This window comes from Kosakonia sp. MUSA4 (assembly GCF_013085925.1).
GTDB classification, from domain to species: Bacteria; Pseudomonadota; Gammaproteobacteria; order Enterobacterales; family Enterobacteriaceae; genus Kosakonia; species Kosakonia sacchari_B.
In genome coordinates, this window is sequence record NZ_CP025697.1 from 4,320,626 (window position 1) to 4,344,545 (window position 23,920).

At 55.6% G+C, this 23,920-nt stretch carries 25 protein-coding genes; 4 read left to right on the forward strand and 21 right to left on the reverse strand.

The window, feature by feature from the left end:
* Positions 1-138 precede the first annotated feature (138 nt).
* Entirely contained in the window at positions 139-1,416 is a 1,278-nt protein-coding gene (locus tag C0557_RS20395) for a site-specific integrase (protein WP_208660587.1), read from the reverse strand.
* A 217-nt stretch (positions 1,417-1,633) separates the two neighbouring features.
* Here C0557_RS20395 and mutS point away from each other — a divergent pair, with 217 nt between their 5' ends.
* Positions 1,634-4,195: a DNA mismatch repair protein MutS gene (mutS, locus tag C0557_RS20400; RefSeq protein ID WP_208660591.1), complete on the forward strand. Its 2,562-nt coding sequence runs from the start codon at positions 1,634-1,636 to the stop codon at positions 4,193-4,195.
* A 227-nt stretch (positions 4,196-4,422) separates the two neighbouring features.
* On the opposite strand, the gene C0557_RS20405 is transcribed toward mutS, so the two are convergent.
* The 3 genes from C0557_RS20405 to C0557_RS20415 are packed head-to-tail and all read right to left on the reverse strand — an operon-like array spanning position 4,423 to position 6,693.
* Positions 4,423-4,659 (reverse strand): non-oxidative hydroxyarylic acid decarboxylases subunit D, encoded by a 237-nt coding sequence (locus C0557_RS20405; RefSeq protein ID WP_208660593.1) that lies wholly within the window; start codon positions 4,657-4,659, stop codon positions 4,423-4,425.
* 10 nt (positions 4,660-4,669) lie between these two features.
* Complete coding sequence (locus C0557_RS20410) at positions 4,670-6,100, reverse strand: non-oxidative hydroxyarylic acid decarboxylases subunit C (protein ID WP_208660595.1); 1,431 nt, start codon at positions 6,098-6,100, stop codon at positions 4,670-4,672.
* The gene (locus tag C0557_RS20415; protein ID WP_208660598.1) at positions 6,100-6,693 is read right to left on the reverse strand and encodes a non-oxidative hydroxyarylic acid decarboxylases subunit B; all 594 of its coding nucleotides are present in this window, start codon (positions 6,691-6,693) and stop codon (positions 6,100-6,102) included. Before C0557_RS20415 ends, C0557_RS20410 begins: the two co-directional genes overlap by 1 nt.
* A 170-nt stretch (positions 6,694-6,863) precedes the next feature.
* On the opposite strand from C0557_RS20415, the gene C0557_RS20420 reads away from it, so the two are divergent.
* Positions 6,864-7,274, forward strand: a complete 411-nt coding sequence (locus C0557_RS20420) for a MarR family winged helix-turn-helix transcriptional regulator (protein WP_007370394.1) — start codon at positions 6,864-6,866, stop codon at positions 7,272-7,274.
* Between the two features lie 59 nt (positions 7,275-7,333).
* Here the strand turns inward: C0557_RS20420 and rpoS are convergent, their stop codons facing one another.
* The 13 genes from rpoS to cysG form a co-directional block, all read right to left on the reverse strand.
* Positions 7,334-8,326, reverse strand: coding sequence for an RNA polymerase sigma factor RpoS (gene rpoS / locus C0557_RS20425; RefSeq protein WP_007370393.1), 993 nt, complete (start codon positions 8,324-8,326; stop codon positions 7,334-7,336).
* A gap of 124 nt (positions 8,327-8,450) precedes the next feature.
* Positions 8,451-9,512: a murein hydrolase activator NlpD gene (gene nlpD, locus C0557_RS20430; protein WP_253073840.1), complete on the reverse strand. Its 1,062-nt coding sequence runs from the start codon at positions 9,510-9,512 to the stop codon at positions 8,451-8,453.
* A gap of 176 nt (positions 9,513-9,688) precedes the next feature.
* Positions 9,689-10,315, reverse strand: a complete 627-nt coding sequence (locus C0557_RS20435; RefSeq protein ID WP_007370391.1) for a protein-L-isoaspartate(D-aspartate) O-methyltransferase — start codon at positions 10,313-10,315, stop codon at positions 9,689-9,691.
* The gene (surE, locus tag C0557_RS20440) at positions 10,309-11,070 is read right to left on the reverse strand and encodes a 5'/3'-nucleotidase SurE (protein ID WP_208660600.1); all 762 of its coding nucleotides are present in this window, start codon (positions 11,068-11,070) and stop codon (positions 10,309-10,311) included. Before surE ends, C0557_RS20435 begins: the two co-directional genes overlap by 7 nt.
* Positions 11,051-12,100 carry a tRNA pseudouridine(13) synthase TruD gene (gene truD, locus C0557_RS20445; RefSeq protein ID WP_208660602.1) on the reverse strand — a complete coding sequence of 350 codons (1,050 nt, stop codon included), beginning with the start codon at positions 12,098-12,100 and terminating at the stop codon, positions 11,051-11,053. The genes surE and truD overlap by 20 nt, the downstream gene beginning before the upstream one ends.
* A complete protein-coding gene (gene ispF / locus C0557_RS20450; RefSeq protein WP_074773161.1) occupies positions 12,097-12,576 on the reverse strand; it encodes a 2-C-methyl-D-erythritol 2,4-cyclodiphosphate synthase in 480 nt (159 codons plus the stop codon). Before ispF ends, truD begins: the two co-directional genes overlap by 4 nt.
* Positions 12,576-13,286, reverse strand: coding sequence for a 2-C-methyl-D-erythritol 4-phosphate cytidylyltransferase (ispD, locus tag C0557_RS20455; protein WP_074773158.1), 711 nt, complete (start codon positions 13,284-13,286; stop codon positions 12,576-12,578). The genes ispF and ispD overlap by 1 nt, the downstream gene beginning before the upstream one ends.
* Before the next feature lie 19 nt (positions 13,287-13,305).
* On the reverse strand, positions 13,306-13,644 hold the full coding sequence (ftsB, locus tag C0557_RS20460) for a cell division protein FtsB (RefSeq protein WP_007370386.1): 339 nt from the start codon (positions 13,642-13,644) through the stop codon (positions 13,306-13,308).
* A gap of 160 nt (positions 13,645-13,804) precedes the next feature.
* Positions 13,805-14,131, reverse strand: coding sequence for a DUF3561 family protein (locus tag C0557_RS20465; RefSeq protein WP_074773156.1), 327 nt, complete (start codon positions 14,129-14,131; stop codon positions 13,805-13,807).
* A 111-nt stretch (positions 14,132-14,242) separates the two neighbouring features.
* Complete coding sequence (gene cysC / locus C0557_RS20470) at positions 14,243-14,848, reverse strand: adenylyl-sulfate kinase (protein WP_043956764.1); 606 nt, start codon at positions 14,846-14,848, stop codon at positions 14,243-14,245.
* On the reverse strand, positions 14,848-16,275 hold the full coding sequence (cysN, locus tag C0557_RS20475; protein WP_208660605.1) for a sulfate adenylyltransferase subunit CysN: 1,428 nt from the start codon (positions 16,273-16,275) through the stop codon (positions 14,848-14,850). The genes cysC and cysN overlap by 1 nt, the downstream gene beginning before the upstream one ends.
* Positions 16,276-16,284: 9 nt before the next feature.
* Positions 16,285-17,193 (reverse strand): sulfate adenylyltransferase subunit CysD, encoded by a 909-nt coding sequence (gene cysD / locus C0557_RS20480; protein ID WP_074773150.1) that lies wholly within the window; start codon positions 17,191-17,193, stop codon positions 16,285-16,287.
* Between the two features lie 9 nt (positions 17,194-17,202).
* Positions 17,203-18,609 (reverse strand): siroheme synthase CysG, encoded by a 1,407-nt coding sequence (gene cysG / locus C0557_RS20485; protein WP_208663066.1) that lies wholly within the window; start codon positions 18,607-18,609, stop codon positions 17,203-17,205.
* A 242-nt stretch (positions 18,610-18,851) separates the two neighbouring features.
* Between cysG and C0557_RS20490 the strand changes: the two genes are divergently transcribed.
* Both C0557_RS20490 and fucR read left to right on the forward strand, forming a co-directional pair.
* Positions 18,852-19,895 (forward strand): aminopeptidase, encoded by a 1,044-nt coding sequence (locus C0557_RS20490; RefSeq protein WP_208660607.1) that lies wholly within the window; start codon positions 18,852-18,854, stop codon positions 19,893-19,895.
* A gap of 204 nt (positions 19,896-20,099) precedes the next feature.
* The gene (gene fucR / locus C0557_RS20495) at positions 20,100-20,810 is read left to right on the forward strand and encodes an L-fucose operon activator (protein WP_208663068.1); all 711 of its coding nucleotides are present in this window, start codon (positions 20,100-20,102) and stop codon (positions 20,808-20,810) included.
* Positions 20,811-20,837: 27 nt separating this feature from the next.
* Here fucR and rlmM read toward each other — a convergent pair whose 3' ends face one another.
* From rlmM to C0557_RS20515, 4 genes are all read right to left on the reverse strand, one after another.
* Positions 20,838-21,938, reverse strand: a complete 1,101-nt coding sequence (rlmM, locus tag C0557_RS20500; protein ID WP_074773139.1) for a 23S rRNA (cytidine(2498)-2'-O)-methyltransferase RlmM — start codon at positions 21,936-21,938, stop codon at positions 20,838-20,840.
* Positions 21,931-22,326 (reverse strand): DUF423 domain-containing protein, encoded by a 396-nt coding sequence (locus C0557_RS20505; RefSeq protein WP_007370377.1) that lies wholly within the window; start codon positions 22,324-22,326, stop codon positions 21,931-21,933. Before C0557_RS20505 ends, rlmM begins: the two co-directional genes overlap by 8 nt.
* Before the next feature lie 37 nt (positions 22,327-22,363).
* Entirely contained in the window at positions 22,364-23,278 is a 915-nt protein-coding gene (gcvA, locus tag C0557_RS20510) for a transcriptional regulator GcvA (protein ID WP_208660609.1), read from the reverse strand.
* Between the two features lie 351 nt (positions 23,279-23,629).
* Entirely contained in the window at positions 23,630-23,857 is a 228-nt protein-coding gene (locus C0557_RS20515) for a YgdI/YgdR family lipoprotein (RefSeq protein ID WP_043956759.1), read from the reverse strand.
* Positions 23,858-23,920: the final 63 nt, after the last annotated feature.

Here is a 23,920-nt window from a genome sequence, read left to right on the forward strand (position 1 = left end):
TTGATGTTCAGGGGCTGAAGGAAGGTTTTGTTCAGGTTTCCGACCGATAGATCAAGAATACAGAGACGGAGGTTCACACGTGGTCAGTCCAAAGATGGCATGTGAGGTGTCTGTTAAGCCCGCAGCGATTCAAACCATTTAAAAACTATCTATATAATCTGCCCAAACTTGCAACCACTTCTTACACTCATCATCATACTTATAAAGGTTATAAATTCCTTCCACACCACCTTTTGTATGCCCCAGAATCGCCTCTGCCACTTCGTTAGGACATTGCAGCCGTGACAGTCCAGTACGCACTGTCCGCCGTAAATCATGTGGCGTCCAGCTCGGTATATCTAACATCTGGCCGGATTCACGTAAGCGCCAGGCATTCTCTGTCAGATACTTTTGCTGGATTGGTCGTCTTGTTCGTGTAGACGGAAATAGGTAGGTATCCGAGTTGAGGCGGAGCACTTTAAGAAAGTCTACGGCCTGAGTGGATAACTGGACGTAACGCTCAACACCCGTTTTAGTCTCACGCAGGTGTATCGTGCCCTTATCAAGATCAACATCCTTCCACGCCATGTTACAGACCTCACCGGTGCGGCAACCTGTCCACAAGGTCAGACGAAGCACGTTTTTGATTGTCGGTGAAAAAGCGGATCCCGGCAGCCACTGAAGAAACTTTTTCAGCTCAGCTTCACTTAGAACGCGCGTCCCGCGATTATTGGTTAGCTTGATTCGAGTCTGACGGAGGCTGGATTTTGCTAGTAGCGCAGGATTGGCAAAACTGGCATCAAAACGCCCCAAACCAATAGCGAACTCGTAGGCTAACGTGAGCTCCCGCAGAACGTTACCGGCTTGCACTTTTGCTCCTCTGGCAACAATGCCATTGATAAGCGTAATCACGTCATTGCGTGTGATTTCAGCGGCATTACGATCACCCAGTTTATCTACCGCATCGGCATACAATGTTCTACGAACTTCATCCTGCCCTTTCTTCTTCCGCGCCCCCAGAATGATTTTGCCATCCTTAGTTTTGCGGTCCTCAATGCGCTCAATCAGGTAGAGTTCAACTAATCCCTGCACTGTCAATTCAGATACCTTGGCCTGTTGAGCCTCGATTGCACGAAGCTGCTTTTCCTGCTTGAGTTCTGATGCTGGACACCGACCTTCCTGACGGAGGAGCTTTAATTCACTGAGTTTGAGACGGGCAGCAGCGAGAGAAGTCTGCGGAAAGTTGCCAATTTTGACCTGAGCAAGTTTGCCAGTCACAGGGCTCGTGTAGCGGTAAAAAAAAGACTTAACTCCGGTTGCACCACTGGAGACACGTAAACCACGGTTTTCGCCAATATCAGCTTTATCTTTGTCACCTGGCTTCATCATTTCTATCGCTTTAAACGACAGTGGCTTTGCCTCTTGTTTTCCTGCCATAAAGACTCCGTTATTATGCTCTCTACGCATTTATGAAACGAAATGTAGGTTGTGCTGTAAGTAGCCATATTTTACCAGGCTATAGGTTGACAAGCTACATTTTAACCTACATTTAAATGTAGGATTTCATGAGATCCAATGAGACAAAGTGAAACTCAACGAGAACAAAAAATATTACTAACTCATTAAAATTCAAGAAAATGGACATCATAAACTGATGAGTACACTAGAGAATTTCGACTCCCACACGCCAATGATGCAGCAGTACCTGAAGCTGAAAGCACAGCATCCGGACATTCTGCTGTTCTACCGGATGGGCGACTTTTACGAACTGTTTTATGACGATGCGAAACGCGCTTCGCAGCTTATGGATATCTCGCTGACCAAACGCGGCGCATCGGCAGGCGAGCCGATCCCGATGGCCGGTGTTCCGCATCATGCGGTGGAAAACTATCTGGCGAAGCTGGTGAGTCTTGGCGAATCCGTGGCGATTTGCGAGCAAATCGGCGATCCGGCAACCAGCAAAGGTCCGGTTGAGCGCAAAGTGGTGCGCATCGTTACGCCTGGCACCATCAGCGATGAAGCGCTGTTGCAGGAGCGTCAGGACAATCTGCTGGCCGCCATCTGGCAGGACAGCAAAGGGTTTGGCTACGCCACGCTGGATATCAGCTCCGGGCGTTTTCGCGTCAGCGAACCGGCCGATCGCGACACCATGGCCGCCGAGTTGCAGCGCACCAATCCCGCCGAGTTACTCTATGCCGAAGACTTTGCCGAAACGGCGCTGATTGAAGGCCGCCGCGGCCTGCGCCGCCGTCCGCTGTGGGAATTCGAAATTGATACCGCCCGCCAGCAACTGAACCTGCAATTTGGCACCCGCGATCTGGTCGGTTTTGGGGTGGAAAACGCGCCGCGCGGCCTGTGCGCAGCCGGTTGCCTGCTGCAGTATGTCAAAGACACTCAGCGCACTGCCCTGCCGCATATTCGTTCCATCACCATGGAGCGCCAGCAGGACACCATCATTATGGATGCCGCGACGCGCCGTAATCTGGAGATCACGCAGAACCTGGCGGGCGGCGTGGAAAATACGCTGGCCTCGGTACTTGATTGCACCGTAACGCCAATGGGCAGCCGCATGCTGAAACGCTGGCTGCATATGCCGGTTCGCGATACAAAAGTGCTGACGGAACGCCAGCAAACCATCGGCGCGCTGCAGGATCACTGCGGCGAGCTGCAACCGGTGCTGCGTCAGGTGGGCGATCTGGAGCGTATTCTGGCACGCCTGGCGCTGCGCACTGCGCGTCCGCGCGACCTGGCGCGTATGCGTCACGCTTTCCAGCAACTGCCGGAACTGCGCGCGCAACTGGCGGAAGTGAAAAGCGCGCCGGTGCAGGCGCTGCGCGAAAAGATGGGTGAGTTCAACGAATTGCGCGAGCTGCTGGAGCACGCGATTATCGATGCGCCGCCGGTACTGGTACGCGATGGCGGCGTGATTGCGCCGGGTTATAACGCCGAGCTGGACGAATGGCGCGCTCTGGCGGATGGCGCGACCGACTATCTTGACCAGCTGGAGCTCCGCGAACGCGAACGCCTCGGGCTGGATACGCTGAAAGTGGGTTATAACGCGGTACACGGTTACTACATCCAGATTAGCCGCGGGCAAAGCCATCTGGCGCCGATCCATTACGTGCGCCGCCAGACGCTGAAAAATGCCGAACGCTACATTATTCCGGAACTGAAAGAGTACGAAGACAAAGTTCTGACCTCGAAAGGCAAAGCGCTGGCGCTGGAAAAACAGCTTTATGACGAGCTGTTCGATCTGCTGATGCCGCATCTGGCCGATCTGCAACAGAGCGCCTCTGCGCTGGCGGAACTGGATGTGCTGGTGAACCTGGCCGAGCGCGCTTATACCCTGAATTACAGCTGCCCAACCTTTATTGATAAGCCGGGCATCCGCATTACCGAAGGGCGTCATCCGGTGGTCGAGCAGGTGCTGAAAGAGCCGTTTATTGCTAACCCGCTGAATTTATCGCCGCAGCGCCGGATGTTGATCATCACCGGGCCGAACATGGGCGGTAAAAGTACCTATATGCGCCAGACTGCGTTGATTGCGCTGCTGGCCTATATCGGCAGCTATGTGCCCGCGCAAAAAGTCGAGATCGGCCCAATCGACCGCATCTTTACCCGCGTCGGCGCGGCAGACGATCTGGCCAGCGGACGTTCGACCTTTATGGTGGAGATGACCGAAACCGCCAACATCCTGCATAACGCCACGGAAAACAGCCTGGTGCTGATGGATGAAATTGGTCGCGGGACATCGACCTATGATGGTCTGTCGCTGGCATGGGCGTGTGCGGAGAATCTGGCGAATAAAATCAAAGCATTGACGCTGTTCGCGACGCACTACTTTGAGCTGACGCAACTGCCGGAAAAAATGGAAGGTGTGGCAAACGTGCATCTCGACGCGCTGGAGCATGGCGATACCATCGCTTTTATGCACAGCGTGCAGGACGGCGCGGCCAGTAAGAGTTACGGCCTGGCGGTCGCGGCGCTGGCGGGCGTGCCGAAAGAGGTGATTAAACGCGCGCGCGGCAAATTGCGCGAGCTGGAAAGCCTGTCGCCGAATGCGGCGGCCACGCAAATAGACGGCACGCAGATGTCGCTGCTGGCTCCGGCAGAAGAGACCAACCCGGCGGTGGAAGCGCTGGAAAACCTCGATCCGGACAGCTTAACGCCGCGTCAGGCGCTGGAATGGATTTACCGCCTGAAGAGCCTGGTGTAAGGCGCAGATTGCCGGATGGCGCTGACGCTTATCCGGCCTACAGATCGTAATCGACCTCGCGAAACGTAGGCCGGGTAAGGCGAAGCCGCCACCCGGCAACAACTCCGGACACGCGGCAACAACCCCAGGCATGCTGCAATTGCCGGATGGCGCTTATCCAGCCTGGAAGTTTTCACGCTGTGATCGAATCCGGCCTGTCATTCTGTGCAGGTCGGACTTTCATGCGGTTACCTTTGATTTTCTGCCAGCAGCGGCGGAATCGTCGGCACCTGCGGCGCATCATCCATATCTTTTTGCGTTATACGAAACGCCTGTGGATAGTGCTCGCGGCTGGTACGGCGCAGCGGCTCGGTATCACGCCAGGTGTATAAACAGTGCTGGCACTGGTACACCGTCCAGACCCCTTTTACCGGCGATGTCGCCATGATTTCAATGTGCTCATCGGCACAACGTGGACAGATCATTTTTCGCTCCTTATTGTTGGCGGCTCGCCAGCATGGCGGTCAGTTTTTCAGCCCATTCTTTGGTTTCCGGCAAATCGCGTACCGGCTGGCTGTAGTGGCCACGGTTATCCGGCGCAACCGGCGTGGTGGCGTCGATAATCAGTTTGTCGGTGATCCCGGCCGGGCTTGAACCCGGATCGAGTTCCAGGACCGACATATTTGGCAACTGCACCAGATCGCCTGCCGGGTTGACTTTCGACGACAGCGCCCACATCACCTGCGGCAAGTTAAACGGATCGACATCTTCATCAACCATGATCACCATCTTCACGTAACCGAGTCCGTGCGGCGTGGTCATGGCGCGCAACCCCACCGCGCGGGCAAAGCCGCCGTAACGTTTTTTGGTAGAGATAATCGCCAGCAGACCGTGGGTATACATGGCGTTTACCGCCTGCACTTCCGGGAACTCGGCTTTCAACTGCTGATACAGCGGCACACAGGTTGCTGGCCCTATCAGATAATCGATTTCCGTCCACGGCATGCCAAGGTAGAGGGATTCAAAAATCGGTTTCGTGCGATAAGAGACTTTATCGATGCGCACTACTGTCATGTTACGCCCGCCGGAATAGTGGCCGGTGAACTCACCGAACGGCCCTTCGATCTCGCGCTTACGCCCTTCGATCACCCCTTCAAGGATCACTTCCGATCCCCACGGCACATCGAAACCGGTCAGCGGCGCGGTGGCAATCGGGTACGGGCTTTCGCGCAATGCGCCCGCCATCTCATATTCCGACTGATCGTATTTCAGCGGCGTGGCGCCCATCAGGGTAATAATCGGATCGTTGCCGAGCGTAATTGCGATGGGCAGATCCTCGCCGCGCTCTTCCGCTTTGTGCAGATGCAGCGCGATATCGTGCATCGGCACCGGTTGCAGGCCAAGCTTGCGTTTGCCCTTCACTTCCATGCGGTAGATGCCGACGTTCTGTTTGCCAAAATGATCGGGATCGAGCGGATCGCGAGAAACAACGCAGGCTTTATCAAGGTAAAAACCGCCATCGCCGTCGTTCAGGCGGAACAGCGGCAAAATATCGAACAGATTGATGTCATCGCCATCGACGCTGTTCTCCGCCCACGGCGGATTGTTGCGACGTTCCGGGGCGACCGGGAACTTATCCCAGCGACGGATAAATTCGTCAATCTGCTGCTTAACCGGCGTGTTCGGCGGTAATCCCAGCGAAATCGCATGGTTCTGCCACGAACCGATAGTGTTCATCGTGACGCGGGCATCAACAAAGCCGCGGATATTATCGAACCACAATGCGGGGGCACCTTCGCCAATGCGGCCGGTCGCGTTTGCGGCAGCGGCCAAATCCGGCTCGGCATTCACCTCTTCACTGATTTTCAGCAACTGTCCTTGCTTGTCCAGCGCCTGTAAAAAACTGCGTAAATCATCAAAAGCCATTATGTATTCTCCTGTGAATAATTCTGTGCCGCCTGCAAACCACCCCAGCGCTTCGCCTGCGGCAGCGAAAGACCGAACTGATCCAGCACGCGGGCGACAATATGCAGCGTGACGTCGTCAATCGTTTGTGGGTGGTTGTAATAAGCGGGCATTGGCGGAATCATGGCGACACCCAGGCGAGATAATGCGAGCATATTTTCCAGATGGATGGCGCTCAATGGCGTTTCACGCGGCACCAGCACCAGCTTGCGCCCCTCTTTCAGCACCACATCGGCGGCGCGGCCCACCAGCCCTTCGGCATAACCTGCACGAATACCCGCAAGCGTTTTCATACTGCATGGAATGATGATCATGCCGTCGGTATGAAACGATCCGGAGGAGATTGTCGCCGCTTGATCCGCCGGGTTATGGCAATGATCCGCCAGCGCAGCAACCTCACGCGGGCTAAAAGGGGTTTCCAGTTCAATGGTCGTTTTTGCCCATTTCGACATCACCAGATGCGTTTCTACCTGCGGCATCTGCTGCAATGCCTGCAACAGTGCAACCGCCAATGGCGCGCCCGTCGCACCGGTCATTCCGATAATCAGCTTCATTCACCACCTCAATATTGTTCGTATACGAACATTACAAAATACACTACGCCTGCAAAACGATCCTGACAAGGCATCCCAAAACGTTGCGGCACGAAACGTGAAATTGACGATCGTTATAAAGCAGTGCAGAAGTCGCTATGATAAGAAGAGGATCATGATGGAGAGCGCCTATGAAATTAAGGAACGAAGCATTTCACCTGCTGCGCCAGCTTTTTCAACAGCATACCTCGCAGTGGCAGCAGGCCCTGCCCGAGTTGACTAAGCCGCAATACGCGGTGATGCGCTCAATTGCAGAAAACCCGGGCATTGAGCAGGTTGCGTTAACGGAGGTGGCTGTCAGCACCAAGGCGACGCTGGCGGAGATGCTGAGCCGTATGGAGAGCCGGGGATTAGTGCGGCGGGAAAATGATCCGGCGGATAAGCGTCGGCGGTTTATCTATCTGACGCCGGAAGGGGAAAGGCTGCTGGCAAGCAGTATTCCCGTCGGCAACGGCGTGGATCAGGCGTTTCTTGGCCGTCTGAGCGCCGAAGAGCAAACCGCTTTTTCAGCGCTTATCAGAAAGATGATGGATAAAGCATAACCGCAGAAAAGAAAAAGGCCGCGTCATCTGCGACCGGCCTTTTTGGCTTGAAAGGATGCTTATTCGCGGAACAGCGCTTCGATATTCAGCCCTTGCGTTTGCAGGATTTCGCGCAAACGACGCAGACCTTCAACCTGAATCTGACGAACACGTTCACGGGTGAGGCCAATTTCACGGCCCACATCTTCCAGTGTCGCAGCTTCATAGCCCAGCAGACCGAAACGACGCGCCAGCACTTCACGCTGTTTGGCGTTCAGTTCGAACAGCCATTTGACGATGCTTTGTTTCATATCATCATCTTGCGTGGTGTCTTCCGGACCGTTGTCTTTTTCATCGGCCAGGATATCCAGCAGCGCTTTTTCAGAATCGCCGCCTAATGGCGTATCAACTGAGGTAATGCGCTCGTTGAGACGCAGCATACGGCTTACGTCGTCAACCGGTTTGTCCAGCCGTTCAGCTATCTCTTCCGCACTCGGTTCGTGGTCCAGCTTATGGGACAACTCACGCGCGGTACGCAGATAGACGTTCAGCTCTTTAACAATGTGAATTGGCAGACGAATGGTGCGGGTTTGATTCATAATCGCCCGCTCAATGGTCTGACGAATCCACCAGGTTGCATAAGTTGAAAAACGGAACCCACGTTCAGGGTCAAATTTCTCAACGGCACGGATCAGCCCCAGGTTACCCTCTTCAATCAGATCCAGCAGCGCCAGACCACGATTACTGTAACGACGGGCAATCTTAACCACCAGACGCAGGTTACTTTCGATCATGCGACGGCGGGAAGCAACGTCACCGCGTAGTGCGCGGCGTGCAAAATAGACCTCTTCTTCGGCCGTTAATAGTGGGGAGTACCCAATTTCCCCAAGGTACAGCTGAGTAGCATCTAATACACGCTGGGTGGCACCCTGCGATAACAGCTCCTCTTCAGCCAGGTCGTTATCACTGGGTTCCTCTTCTACTAAGGCTTTTTCGTCAAAAACCTCTGCTCCGTTTTCATCAAATTCCGCATCTTCATTTAAATCATGAACTTTCAGCGTATTCTGATTCATAAGGTGGCTCCTACCCGTGATCCCTGGGCAACGCTCCTGAAAACGCCTCATTGCGCCCGTTGCAGCGGCATCTGCGCGCACTGCAACGGCTCAAATAGGGGGTCTTCAACAACCTTGCACCGATTTATCGCTGCGGCAAATAGCGCAGCGGGTTTACGGATTTCCCCTTGTAACGAATTTCAAAATGCAAGCGTGTAGAACTGGTTCCGGTGCTACCCATGGTAGCTATTTTTTGCCCCGCCTTAACTTCTTGTTGTTCCCGGACCAGCATTGTGTCGTTATGGGCGTAGGCACTCAGGTAATCATCGTTATGTTTTATGATGATCAGATTACCGTAACCACGCAGCGCGTTACCGGCATATACAACGCGCCCATCTGCGGTCGCGACAATAGCCTGTCCTTTGCTGCCGGAGATATCGACGCCTTTATTGCCACCTTCGGTAGCAGAGAAATTGTCGATAACTTTGCCCTCAGTCGGCCAGCGCCATGAAGCAATCGGCGAGCTGGTAGATGTACTGCTGGCAGTCGGTTCGGTTGAGCTTACAGAAGGTGCCGTAACAGGCGCTGTGATGGTTGTCGCAGGCTTGTTGTTTGGCAACATTTTGTTAGCACTTTGTTCACCTGAATCCTCAGAATACGTAATTGTCGGTTTCGAAGCAACCACTACGCTGGAATTTTGTGCAGGTTTTGAGACTATTCCTTGTGCTGATGCATCAGCCTGAGTAATGGCATTTCCACCCGTAATTGGCGTACCGGATGCATTACCTACCTGCAACGTTTGCCCGACTTCAAGGTTATAAGGCGCGGCGACATTATTACGCTGCGCCAGATCACGGAAATCGTTCCCGGTAATCCACGCGATATAAAATAGTGTATCGCCACGCTTCACCGTATAAGTACTGCCGCCGGTATAGCTGCCTTTGGGAATATTGCCGTACTGGCGGTTATAGACGATGCGCCCGTTAACGGTTTCAACTGGCGTCTGCGCCACCGGCTGAATCTGCGTTGGCTGCGCGCTCGGGCGCTGCACAGGCTGAATTTGCTGCTGCGATGATGTGCCAAGTTTTGGCGGTGGCGTGATCAACATTCCGGAATTGCCGGAACTGGAATTTGAACTGGCGTTGCCGCCAACAGAACTGACCGGGGCCGGAGCATTAGTGGAATTTGAACACCCTGCCAGCCACAGCGAAACCAGTGACAATGCCGCAATACGGCTTACGGTGAATTTCGGGCTTCCCGCGCTCATTTATCCCCCAACAATATATAGATAACCAATGACTTAAAAATAACCGCGACGCCTGGCGGCAAATGTGCCCACCATACGCTGTTACGGCCTGAAAATCCCAGGGAAAACTCTGTAACTCAGGCCAGTTCGCCTCTTATCAGCGGAACAAAGCGCACCGCTTCCACAGTATCAATAATAAATTCACTTCCCCGCCGACGAACGCGCTTCAACTGCTGCATTTCGTCGCCTACGGGTAAAACAAGAAGGCCGCCATCATCCAGCTGCGACATCAATGCGGCAGGGATCTCCGGCGGTGCGGCGGTCACAATAATGGCGTCAAACGGAGCGCGAGCCTGCCACCCCTGCCAGCCATCACCGTGACGAGTAGAAACATTGTGTAGATCGAGCTGTTTCAGGCGGCGGCGCGCCTGCCATTGCAGGCTTTTGATGCGTTCAACAGAACAGACATGGTGTACCAGACGCGCCAGAATCGCCGTTTGATAGCCGGAGCCGGTGCCGATTTCCAGCACCCGCGACGCGGGTGTCAGATCCAGCAGTTCGGTCATTCGCGCCACCATATACGGCTGCGAAATGGTTTGCCCCTGACCAATAGGCAACGCGACGTTATCCCACGCTTTGTGTTCAAACGCCTCATCGATAAATTTCTCGCGCGGCACTTGCGATAACGCCTCAAGCACCCGCTCATTTTTAATGCCCTGCGCGCGTAATTGATTGAGAAGATCCTGTACGCGTTTACTCACCATTGCGAATTCACCCCGACACGATCCAGCCAGCCCGACACCACATCATGCGCGCTGTATGCTGTTAAATCTACATGCAACGGCGTGACAGAGACGTAGCCTTCATCCACGGCTGCAAAATCCGTATCCGGCCCGGCATCGCATTTTTCCCCGGGCGGACCAATCCAGTACAGCGTGTTACCGCGCGGATCCTGCTGCGGAATAACCTGATCGGCCGGGTGACGGCTACCGCAACGGGTAACGCGAATACCTTTGATCTGATCGAGCGGCAGATCCGGCACGTTGATATTGAGGATCCGCCCGGTACGCAGCGGCTCGCGACTGAGCGCACGCAGAAGAGAGCAGGTAACGGCGGCTGCCGTTTCATAATGGGTATGCCCGTTGAGCGAGACGGCCAGCGCCGGAAAACCGAGATGACGCCCTTCCATCGCGGCCGCAACGGTGCCGGAGTAGATCACATCGTCGCCGAGATTCGGCCCGGCATTAATGCCGGAAACCACCACATCCGGGCGCGGACGCATCAGCGTGTTCACCCCAAGGAAAACGCAGTCGGTCGGGGTGCCCATCTGTACGGCAATATCGCCGTTTTCAAAGGTAAAAGTACGGAGCGAAGATTCGAGCGTCAGTGAATTAGACGCACCGCTGCGGTTACGATCGGGCGCGACCACCTGAACATCGGCAAACTCGCGCAGCGCTTTTGCCAGCGTCTGGATTCCCGGCGCGTGGATCCCGTCATCGTTACTCAGCAATATTCGCATAATCACCCGATGTGTTAATAAGTTCCCTGACCACGCTGGTGGCAAAACTTCCCGCCGGGAGCCAGAAACGTAACTCGACGGTGACATCATCCCACCAGTTCCAGCAAAGCTTCTGCGGATAGAGCAGCATCGCGCGGCGCGCGGCTTCGACTTTCTCCCGCACCAGCAGCGCCTGTAACTCCGGCGCATCGGCAACCGCCTGTTGCTCAAACGCCAATGCTGCGCGCTGCGCGCCCCAATCGCCGCTGCCCGGCAGCGCGGCGGTAATCATTAAGGTTTGCGCATCGACGCGCGCCTGCAATTCCGCGCGCTCTTCCTCGCTGGCGACAAACCAGCTACCGCGCCCCGCTAATTGTAGCGCATCGCCGTCAACAACTTGATTAAAGTCTGTTTTTTTCAATCGTTCGTTGACGATTTGATTAAACAACGCGCTGCGCGCCGCCGACAGCCAGAAACTGCGTTTATTACGGTCGCGCACTGGCGCAGTGCTCTGCGCCCAGCGCAACGCACCCTGCAAATTGCTGCCGCCAATGCCAAAACGCTGCGCGCCGAAATAATTCGGCACACCTTTTTCACCGATGGCCTGCAAACGGGTTTCCACATCCGCCCGATCGCTCACTTCACGCAGCACCAGCGTAAACGCGTTGCCCTGCAATGCGCCCAGCCGCAGCTTGCGCTTGTGGCGGGCATACTCCAGCACTTTACAGCCTTCAAGTGCAAACGCGCTGAGATCCGGCATCGTATTGCCCGGCACGCGGGCGCACAGCCACTGCTCGGTCACCGCATGTTTATCTTTTTGCCCGGCGAAGCTCACTTCACGTGCATGAATTTTTAAGAATTTTGCCAGCGCATCGGCCACAAAACGGGTGTTGCAGCCGTTTTTCAGAATACGCACCAGAATATGTTCGCCTTCGCCGTCCGGTTCAAAGCCGAGATCCTCCACAACGACGAAATCTTCCGGGTTGGCTTTGAGGATCCCGCTGCCCGCCGGTTTGCCATGCAGCCAGGTCAGGTTATCGAATTCTGTCATTTTGCCGCCTTCACCAGCAGCGCGACCGCTTCACAGGCAATGCCTTCGCCACGCCCGGTAAAACCGAGTTTCTCGGTGGTGGTGGCTTTGACGTTGACATCATCCATATGGCAACCGAGATCTTCGGCGATGAAGACGCGCATCTGCGGAATGTGCGGCAGCATTTTCGGCGCCTGGGCAATAATGGTCACATCAACGTTACCCAGCGAATAGCCCTTCGCCTGAATGCGTCGCCAGGCCTCGCGCAGCAGCGCGCGGCTATCGGCGCCTTTAAATGCCGGATCGGTATCCGGGAACAGTTTGCCGATGTCGCCCAGCGCTGCCGCGCCCAACAGCGCATCGGTCAGCGCGTGCAGCGCCACATCGCCATCAGAGTGCGCCAGCAGCCCTTTCTCGTAAGGAATGCGTACGCCGCCGATAATAATCGGGCCTTCGCCGCCAAAGGCGTGTACGTCAAAACCGTGTCCAATACGCATTATGCTTTCTCCTGAAGGTCTGAAAGGGTCAGATAGAATTCTGCCAGCCGTAAATCTTCCGGTCGGGTCACTTTAATATTGTCTGCGCGTCCGGCAACCAACTCCGGGTGGAATCCGCAATACTCCAGCGCCGACGCTTCGTCGGTGATCGTCGCGCCTTCATTCAGGGCACGGGTCAGGCAATCGTGCAACAGTTGCAGCGGGAAAAATTGCGGCGTCAGCGCATGCCATAAATCATTGCGCTCGACGGTATGGGCAATCGCCGTTTTTCCCGGCTCCGCGCGTTTCATGGTGTCGCGCACCGGCGCGGCGAGGATGCCGCCGACGCGGCTGGTTTCGCTGAGCTGTAATAGCCGGTTTAAATCGTCCTGGTGCAGACAAGGACGCGCGGCATCATGCACCAGCACCCACTGCGCGTCGCCAGCGGCCTTTAAGCCCGCCAGCACCGAATCGGCGCGTTCTGCGCCGCCGTTCACCACGGTAATCTGCGGATGCTGCGCCAGCGGCAGACGGGCAAAGCGCTCGTCGCCTGGACTGACGGCAATAATCACCCGGCTAACGCGCGGGTGGGCAAGCAGCGCATCTACGGCGTGCTCAAGAATGGTTTTGTGGCCAATGGAGAGATACTGCTTAGGACATTCCGTTTGCATGCGGCGGCCGAATCCGGCGGCCGGCACCACGGCACAGACGTCCGGAATTAGTGCTGACATGTCGTAAACCCGGGACTGTTTATCGATTATTTTGTGTGTTTTGATTCTGATTCTGGTTTTGCGCTGACCCCGGAGTACGCTTTGACGAATCCGGCACCAGACGATAAAACGTTTCGCCCGGCTTAGTCATGGTTAATTCATTGCGTGCGCGTTCCTCAATCGCTTCCTGACCGCCATTGAGGTCGTCAATTTCGGCGAAAAGCTGATCGTTGCGCGATTTTAATTTGGCGTTCGTCGCCTGCTGTGTCGCCACATCTTCGCTGACGCGGCCGTAGTCATGCAGACCATTCTTGCCGAACCACAGCGAATACTGTAGCCAGACCAGTAAAGCCAGCAATAGCAGCGTTAGTTTACCCATCCTGCCCCCTGAAAAACGGCACCATCATCCCATAACTTTTCGTCAGACTCCACTCCGGGGCCGGGCGATGCCGCGCAAGCGCCAGACTTTATCATAAATGTCTTCCGAACCGTAGCCGGACACATTGCCTTAATGAGGGTTACGCTTTGACGTATGGCCGCTAGCCCAGCAACCACATAAACAGCACGCCAAACATGGCGGCGACCGTCAACAGCGTCGCCACGCTGCTGTAGAGCAACCGGCCACCGAGCAGCGAATGCAACGCAATGCCGACCACCACAGAAACGGGCATCAGCGCGAGGAAAAACGGCCAAGTGTAGAGAAAGAAAAATAGCGTGTTGGAACCGTAAATCATAAACGGGATCGCCAGCGCCAGCAGCCATGCAACGAACCCCACCACGGCCCCGGGAAAAGACCATGTGGTTTCGTCGGCGGTCGCAGGGAGTGATGGCGACCGTGTGAGGGTGATGTTCTGACTGTTACGCATATCGGATCCTGTTGCCTGTACGACCGGTAAACAGGAGATACGCGCGCAAATTCAGGAAGCGCAAAATCCACGCCGGGATGCCTGAAGAGGGCGCGTATCGCCAGTACCGTCTCAGGATCTGATAATATCGCTCTCCCGGAGGAGGTCTAATAATTGGCTGACCAAATTTGTTACCAATTGTTCACCCTGCAGGTGAACTTCCGGCGATTCGGGCGCTTCGTAAACTGAATCAATGCCGGTGAAATTACGCAGTTCCCCGGCGCGCGCTTTCTTGTATAACCCTTTAGGATCGCGCGCTTCGCAAATCGCCAGCGGCGTATCGACAAACACTTCGATAAAACGCCCTTCCCCCAGGCGTTCACGCACCATCTGACGCTCAGCGCGATGCGGCGAAATAAATGCCGTCAGCACCACCAGCCCGGATTCCACCATCAGTTTGGCCACTTCGCCGACGCGGCGGATATTCTCTTTGCGATCGTCATCGCTAAAACCGAGATCGCTGCACAAACCGTGGCGCACATTGTCGCCATCCAGCAGATAAGTGCTGACGCCCGCCTTATGCAGCGCCTCTTCCAGCGCGCCAGCGACCGTCGATTTGCCGGAGCCGGAGAGCCCGGTAAACCACAGCACAACCCCACGGTGACCGTGGAGTTGCTCGCGCTGTTCAGGCGTTACCGGATGGGCATGCCAGACGACATTTTCGTCATGCAGAGCCATTATTTGCCTCCCAGCAGATCGCGCGCGCCCCAGTGCGGGAAGTGCTTACGGATAAGCTGGTTCAGCTCCAGTTCAAACGCGCTGAACTCCGAAGCGCTGGTCGTCTGTTCAATATGAACATCACGCACCATACCCGCGCCCACGGTCACGTTGCTCAGCCGATCGATAAAGATAATACCGCCGGTGACCGGGTTTTGCTGATACGCGTCCAGCGTCAGCGGTTCATCAAAGGTCAAATCAACCAGGCCAATGCCGTTCAGCGGCAGGCTCTCAACCTGGCGCTGCGTCAGATTGTTGATGTCCACCTGATACTGAATGGCATCGACGCGTGCGCGCGTCTTTTTGCCCGCCACTTTGATGTCAAAGCTCTGGCCCGGCTGCAACGGCTGTTCAGCCATCCACACCACGTCAAGCGACGCGCGCTGCACGGCAGGCAGGGTTTCCTGCGCATCCAGGATGAGATCGCCGCGGCTGATGTCGATCTCATCTTTCAGCACCAGCGTAATGGCTTCACCCGCGGCCGCTTCCTGTAAATCGCCATCAAACGTGACGATACGGGTAATGGTCGATTCCACGCCCGACGGCAGCACTTTGATACGCTGACCAACGCTCACCACGCCGGATGCCAGCGTACCGGAGAAACCACGGAAATCGAGGTTCGGACGGTTAACATACTGCACCGGGAAACGCATCGGCTGAGTATCCACCACGCGCTGGATCTCGACGGTTTCCAGCACTTCCAGCAGCGTCGGACCGCTGTACCACGGCATTTTTTCGCTCTGGCTGGCAACGTTATCGCCTTCCAGCGCCGACAGCGGCACGAAGCGGATATCCAGGTTGCCCGGCAGTTGTTCGGCAAAGGTCAGGTAGTCCTGACGGATGTTTTCGAAGGTCTCTTCGCTAAACTCCACCAGATCCATTTTATTCACCGCCACCACCAGGTGCTTAATGCCCAGCAGCGTGGAGATAAAGCTGTGGCGACGGGTTTGATCCAGCACGCCTTTACGCGCATCGATCAACAAAATCGCCAGATCGCAGGTGGACGCGCCGGTGGCCATATTGCGGGTGTACTGCTCGTGCCCTGGCGTATCGGCGATGATAAATTTGCGCTTCTCGGTGGAGAAATAGCGATAGGCCACATCAATAGTGATGCCCTGCTCACGCTCCGCTTGCAGGCCGTCCACCAGCAGCGCCAGGTCGAGTTTTTCGCCCTGCGTGCCGTGGCGTTTGCTGTCGTTATGCAGGGTAGAGAGCTGATCTTCATAGATCTGGCGGGTATCGTGCAGCAAACGACCGATCAGGGTACTTTTCCCGTCATCGACGCTACCGCAGGTCAGAAAGCGCAGCAGGCTTTTGTGCTGCTGGGCGTGCAGATACGCTTCGACGCCGCCTTCATTGGCAATTTGTTGGGCAATAGTGGTATTCATGGCGGCTCCTTAGAAGTATCCCTGACGTTTTTTCAGCTCCATCGAGCCGGCCTGGTCGCGGTCAATCACGCGGCCCTGACGTTCACTGGTGGTGGAAACCAGCATCTCTTCGATGATCTCCGGCAGCGTTTGCGCGGAAGATTCCACCGCGCCGGTCAGCGGCCAGCAGCCAAGCGTACGGAAACGCACCATCCGTTGCTCGATCACTTCGCCAGGTTGCAGATCGATACGGTCGTCATCGATCATCATCAGCATGCCGTCGCGCTCCAGCACCGGGCGCTCTGCCGCCAGGTACAGCGGAACGATGTCGATATTTTCCAGGAAGATGTACTGCCAGATATCCAGCTCGGTCCAGTTCGAAAGCGGGAACACGCGGATGCTTTCGCCCTTGTTGATCTGGCCGTTGTAGTTGTGCCACAACTCCGGGCGCTGGTTCTTCGGATCCCAGCGGTGGAAACGGTCACGGAAGGAGTAAATACGCTCTTTGGCGCGTGATTTCTCTTCGTCGCGACGCGCGCCACCGAACGCAGCGTCAAAACCGTATTTGTTCAGCGCCTGCTTCAGCCCTTCGGTTTTCATAATGTCGGTATGTTTCGCGCTGCCATGCACGAACGGGTTAATCCCCATCGCCACCCCTTCCGGGTTTTTGTGCACCAGCAGTTCACAGCCATATGCTTTGGCGGTACGGTCGCGGAATTCATACATCTCACGGAATTTCCAGCCGGTATCGACGTGCAGCAGCGGGAACGGCAGCGTGCCCGGATAGAAGGCTTTACGCGCCAGATGCAGCATCACGCTGGAATCTTTGCCGATGGAGTACATCATCACCGGGTTGGAAAATTCGGCGGCCACTTCGCGGATGATATGGATGCTTTCCGCCTCCAGTTGTCGCAGGTGAGTGAGTCGTTTTTGATCCATAACCATTCCTTAAGCCAGTTTAATCACGGAGGCGTCAAAGGCGTCCGTTGCTGTCGTATGCCGGAACCAGGCGAGCTCGCGATGCAACTGCACCACTTCGCCCACCACCAGCAGGGCGGGCATCGGCGCAGCATGCGCCAGTTCCTCGAGTTGTTCTAGTGTGCCGGTAGCAACCTGTTGCTCCGCGCGCGTACCGCGAGAGATCACCGCCACCGGCGTGGTTTTATCGCGCCCGTGAGCAATCAGTTGTTCGCTGATCTCTGCCGCTTTCATGGTGCCCATATAAATCGCCAGCGTCTGGCGGCTTTGCGCCAGTTGCGACCAGTCGAACGGTACGCTGTCGGCTTTATAGTGGCCGGTGACAAATGTTACCGACTGGGCAAAATCCCGGTGCGTCAGGGGAATACCTGCATAAGCCGTCGCGCCGGATGCCGCCGTGACGCCCGGCACCACCTGAAAAGGAATGCCGGCTTCTGCCGCCGCCTGTAACTCTTCGCCGCCGCGGCCAAAAATAAACGGGTCGCCGCCTTTCAGCCGCACCACCGTTTTACCTTCGCGCGCCGCATCCACCAACATGCGGTTGGTCTCATGCTGCGCTACCGCATGGGAACCGGCACGTTTACCGACGCAGATTTTCTCTGCATCGCGACGGGTCAGCTCCAGCACTTCATCGCTGACCAGATGATCGTAAAACACCACGTCGGCCTGCTGGATCACCTGCAAACCGCGCAGTGTCAGCAATCCCGCATCGCCCGGCCCGGCACCTACAAGGATAATCTCTCCGCTACCCGAACCCGGTTGAGCCAGTTCGGCTTCGAGCGCTTTTTCGGCGGCGGGTTCATCTCCGGCGGCCATCAGGCTGGCAAAACGCCCGCGAAAAGCGCTTTCCCAGAAGCGGCGACGTTCATCTGTGGTGCGACGAAAGGTTTTAATCCGCGAACGCCAGCGCCCGGCCACTTCCGCCATGCGGCCCAGATTGCCCGGCAGCAGCGCTTCAATCTTTTCACGCAGCAGACGCGCCAGCACCGGCGCGGTTCCACCAGAGGAGATCGCCACCAGCAGCGGCGAGCGATCGACAATCGACGGGAAAATAAAGGAGCACAGCGGCTGGTTATCCACCACGTTGACCAGTTTGAGGCGCGCATTCGCCGCCGCAAAGACGCGTTGATTCAGCGCCGAGTCATCGGTTGCCGCAATCACCAGCAAAACGGCATCCAGCTGCGCCTCGTCAAATTCGGTCGCCAGCCAGTGAATCGTCTGGCTGTCGGCAAGCTGTTGCAGTTGCGGTTCCAGCCGTTGCGCGACAACCTGCACGCGTGCACCAGCACGACGCAAAAAGGTGATTTTGCGCGCGGCGATTTCGCCGCCGCCAATCACCAGTACGGGGCGGTCTTTTACTTCAGCAAATATCGGCAGGTAATCCACAAAGCAACTCACTTACAGCCAGCAATAGTGCGACTATAGGTGGCGGTTCCGGGCGAATGAAATTACGAATTGGAATGAGTAGTTCCGCAAAGGAATAACGCAGTGGCAATACAAATATCAAAAAGTGCTTAAGGCGAGCATTTTCGGCAGGTTAAGAACAAATGAAATTGTGTAAAGCCGGTCACAGTTTCATACTAAGCGCGTCAAAAAAATTGCTGCATAAAGGACTTTCTATGTTTTCCGCATTGCGCCTCCGTACCGCTGCCCTGGCGCTCGGCGTATGCTTTATCCTTCCGGCTCATGCCCGTACGTCCCAACCCGGTGAATTTGCAAACGAGCAGGCTCGCCACATTGCCACCCTCTTTCCCGGACGCATGACCGGCACACCGGCTGAAATGCTCTCCGCAGACTATTTGCAGCAGCAGTTTGCGCAGATGGGCTACCAGAGCGATATCCGCAAGTTCAAAACCCGCTACCGCTACACCACCAAAGATAACCGGCAGAACTGGCAAAATGTCACCGGCAGTACGGTGATCGCCGCCCATGAAGGCACGCTGCCGCAGCAGATCATGATTATGGCGCATCTTGATACGTATGCGCCGCGCAGCGATGCCGATGTCGATAACAATCTGGGCGGCCTGACACTTCAGGGCCTGGATGACAACGCGGCCGCGCTGGGTGTAATGCTGGAACTGGCGCAGGTGCTGAAATCCGTACCGACGCAGTACAGCATCCGCTTTGTCGCCACCAGCGGCGACGAAGAGGGCCACCTTGGCGCAGCAAACGTGCTCGCGCGGATGAGCGAGCAAGAGAAGAAAAATACGCTGCTGGTGATCAATCTCAATAACCTGATTGTCGGCGACAAGCTCTACTTTAATAGCGGTAAAAATACGCCAGCATCGGTCCGTAAACTGACGCGGGATCGTGCGCTGGCTATTGCCCGCACCCACGGTATCAACGCGATGATAAACCCCGGTCTTAACCCGGATTATCCGAAAGGCACCAGCTGCTGTAACGATGCCGAGGTGTTTGATAAAGCGGGGATCCCGGTGCTGTCGGTGGAAGCCACCAACTGGTCGCTCGGTAAGAAAGACGGCATGCAACAGCGGGCGAAATCGAAGAGTTTCCCTGATGGCGTTAGCTACCACAACGCGCGTATCGATAACCAACAGTTCCTCGATCAAGCCCTGCCCGGCCGTATTGCGCACCGTAGCCGCGACGTAATGCGGATTATGTTGCCGTTAACCAAAGAGCTGGCCAAAGCCGGTAACCCGTAAGCGCTCAGGCGTCCTGAAATCAGGGCGCCTGTTCTTCTGCGGCAAAATCGCGCCCGTTTCTTTCGCAAAAAGCCTTTGCGAGCGTTATCACAGGAGAGTGCGCTAAGCAGGGAATGCTCTTTTAAAGAAAGAAGTTACGCCGTAAGCTTCTGTCCGGAACGCCCGTATGAGGCGGGACTCCATCGGATGACGGAAGAAGAGCAGATGAAAGCGGCACGCCAACAAACCATCATCGATCTGTTGAGGCATCACCAGAGCCTGACAACCGAAGCATTGTCAGCGCAGCTCAACGTCAGTAAAGAGACGATTCGCCGCGATCTCAGTGAATTGCAGGCGCAGGGAAAAGTGCTGCGCAATCACGGGCGCGCCAGGACGCTCCACCGGGAAAACCAGGACAGCGGCGATCCCTTTCATATCCGCCTGAAAAGCCATTACGCCCACAAGGCCGATATCGCCCGCGAAGCGCTCGGCTGGATAGAGGAAGGCATGGTGATCGCGCTCGACGCCAGCACCACCTGCTGGTATCTCGCCCGCCAGTTGCCGGATTGCCATCTCCATGTCTTTACCAACAGCCACCCAATCTGCCAGGAGCTGGGCAAGCGTGAACATCTGCAACTGATCAGTTCCGGCGGCACGCTGGAGCGCAAATATGGCTGCTACGTCAATCCGTCGCTCATCTCCCAGCTCAAAGCGCTCGATATCGACCTGTTTATTTTTTCCTGCGAAGGGATAGACAGCAGCGGCGCGCTCTGGGATTCAAACACCTACAATGCCGGGTTCAAGTCCATTCTGCTGAAACGCGCGGCGCAGTCGTTACTGCTGATCGATAAGAGTAAATTCAATCGTTCGGGAGAGGCGCGGATTGGGCACCTGGATGATGTGACGCATATTATCTCTGACAGCAAACTCGCCTGAGCCGGACATTGCCCGGCTCCGTTGCTTTTAACGCTCGTCGCGACGACCGCCGACGGCCGCCCACATACGGCGCACATGTACCGTGACTTCTTCGCGATCGTGGTACAGCTGGCGCGCCTGAATTTGCGCCGCGATATTATGTTCATCCAGCTGCTGCTGGATATAGGCGAGGTTATTTGACACCTCTTCATAGCGTTTTTTCATCGGCAGCTTCAGGTTGAAAATGGTTTCGCGGCACCAGCCCTGAACCAGCCACTGCGCCATCAGCGCGGCGACTTTCGCCGGTTTCTCCACCATATCGCACACCATCCACGAGATGTTACTGCGGTTCGGCCGGTAGCGGAAACCATCTTCCCGCAGCCAGGTGACCTGCCCGGTATCCATCAGGCTTTGCGCCATCGGGCCGTTATCCACAGAAGCCACCCACATATTGCGTTTCACCAGTTGATACGTCCAGCCGCCCGGACAGGCGCCGAGATCCACCGCGTACATGCCGTTGGCCAGGCGCTCATCCCACTCGTCCGCCGGAATAAAGACGTGGAACGCCTCTTCCAGTTTGAGGGTTGAACGGCTCGGCGCATCCGACGGGAACTTCAGGCGCGGGATGCCCATATAGAACGGCGAATTGTTATACGAATACGAATAACCGGTATAGCAGCAGCCTGGCGCAATAAAGAAGATATGCACCACCGGGCGTTTCGGCGAATCACTGCGCGCCAGCACGCCCGCTTCACGCAGCGCACCGCGCAGCGGCACGGTGAACTTGCGGCAGAACTTCATCAGCTCTTTGCTTTCGTTGGTATCGGCCACCTCGACGCGCAAATCCCCGGCTTTCTCCACCACGCCCTGCAACATACCGACGATCGGCGTAATGCGATCTTCCGGCGGCAGATCGCGCAGCAGCTCGCCCACGACAAACATCTGACGGGCGAAAATCAGCGAACTGAACGGCAGCTCGCGCGCTACTTTGTCCGCGTCGTTTTCCTGATAGCATTCGAACACGACATAGCCCGAATTCTCTTTCACCCGCGCAAAACCAAACACCTCAAGGCGGCCGGCTTTATCGGTAATTTCGGCTGCACACTCTTTCTCAAAACCCGGGCGGCACAGCAATACCACTTTATTCATGAACAACGCCCCTACGTTTCAGACGAATTGCGCCAATCAACATCAATGCCCAGCCGATTAAGAAACAAACCCCACCGACTGGCGTAACAAACGCCCACAGGCGTAAATGCGAAAGCGCCAGGCAATAGAGGCTGCCGCTAAACAGCACGGTGCCCAGCGCAAGAAAAACACTGCTCCAGTAAAACCAGATGCTGATGCGACGCTGCATCGCCACCGCCAGGCCCAGCACGGCCAGCGTGTGGAATGCCTGATATTCGAGGCCGGTCTGGATCCAGCTCATCTCCGGCACACCCAAAGTTTTACGTAAAACATGCGCGCCGAACGCGCCGAGCGCGACAAACACAAAACCGCTCACCGCGGCGAAAATCAACATAAAACGGCTGGTCATGTGAGTACCCTAAAAAGTCATACGCGCCACGCGCGCATTAATGTTCATAACGGAAACGGAATTTTTCCTGTTCGCTTGCCGCTTTGGCCAGGATCCACTGACGAAAGGCGGCTATTTTACCCAGTTCTGCCTGACTGTCATGACAAACCAGATAAAACGCATTCTTACTGACCAGAACATCATTAAACGGGCAGACCAGCCGGCCTGCCTCGATTTCGGACTGCGCCATTACGTTGTTGGCCAGTGCGATCCCCTGTCCGTGGATGGCCGCCTGAAGCACCATAGAGCTGTGGCTGAAGATGGGTCCCTGCTGAACGTTGAGGTTAAGACCTAATTGCCGCGTATAAGTTTGCCAGTCGCGACGCGATGCGTCGTGCAATAACGTGTGGTGCACTAAATCTTGCGGCGTTTTCAGCGCCTTATCGCCCGTCAGTAACAGCGGCGAACAGACCGGCAGCAAATATTCGGCGTACAATTTTTCGACACGCATTCCCGGCCAGTTACCGCGCCCGTAAAAAATCGCCACGTCGACATCGTCCGCCAGTTTATCTTCCTGACGGTCAACGGCCTGGATACGAACGTCAATTCCCGGATAAGTTGAGTTAAAGTCGGAGAGCCTTGGCACCATCCACTGGATGGCAAAACTGGGGAGCAAACTGACGGTGAGCGCGCCTTTCGCACTGCGCGCCTGCAACTTGCGGGTGGCTTCCGTCAGTTGGGAAAATATCTCTTTGATATCCTGAAAATAGCTCTGCCCCTCTTCGGTCAGCAGCAGCGAACGGTTGCGTCGGCGAAAGAGCTTGAGCCCGAGAAAATCCTCGAGAGACTTGATTTGGTGACTTACTGCGGCCTGCGTCACAAAAAGCTCATCGGCTGCGCGCGTGAAACTTAAATGGCGTGCGGCGGCATCAAAAACGCGTAATGCATTCAGTGGTGGTAATCGCTTGGACATGGTCTTCAGGCTTAGATGTAAAGGCAATTTAACAAACAGGAAACAGTGTTTAACCTATTAGTTTTTTTTATCTGAGCCATTATAAATTGTCCGTTGAGCTTATACCAGCAAATACCTATAGTGGCGGCACTTCCTGAGCCGGAACGAAGAGCTTTTTTGGAATGCGTGTTCTGAAGGGCTTTTGGCTTACGGTTGTGATGTTGTGTTGTTGTGTTTGCAATTGGTCTGCGATTCAGACCCTGGTAGCGACGCTACCCCTTTTTCACTTCCTGTACATTTACCCTGTCTGTCCATAGTGATTAATGTAGCACCGCAAGATTGCGGTGCTTTTTTTTACCCCACGTTTAGCGCTTACTTATCCAGCGCGACCATCTCTTTCACGTCGGTACGGTTGATCTGCTGTTCGTTGCCGTTAGCGTCTTTATACGAAATCAGGCCGGTCTGATCGTCCGTTTTCGGTTTCCCTTCCGAGACGATCGTGCGTCCATCATTGGTATGTAACGCGTAATTCGGACCGGAACAGGCGCTCAGGGCAAAAGTAAACATACATGCAGAAATAATTGCGGCAGTCTTCTTCATCTTCTTCTCCTTCTGGCAATTAATGCTGTGAAACACTCTTAGTGGAAGAGTCTTAAACATTTA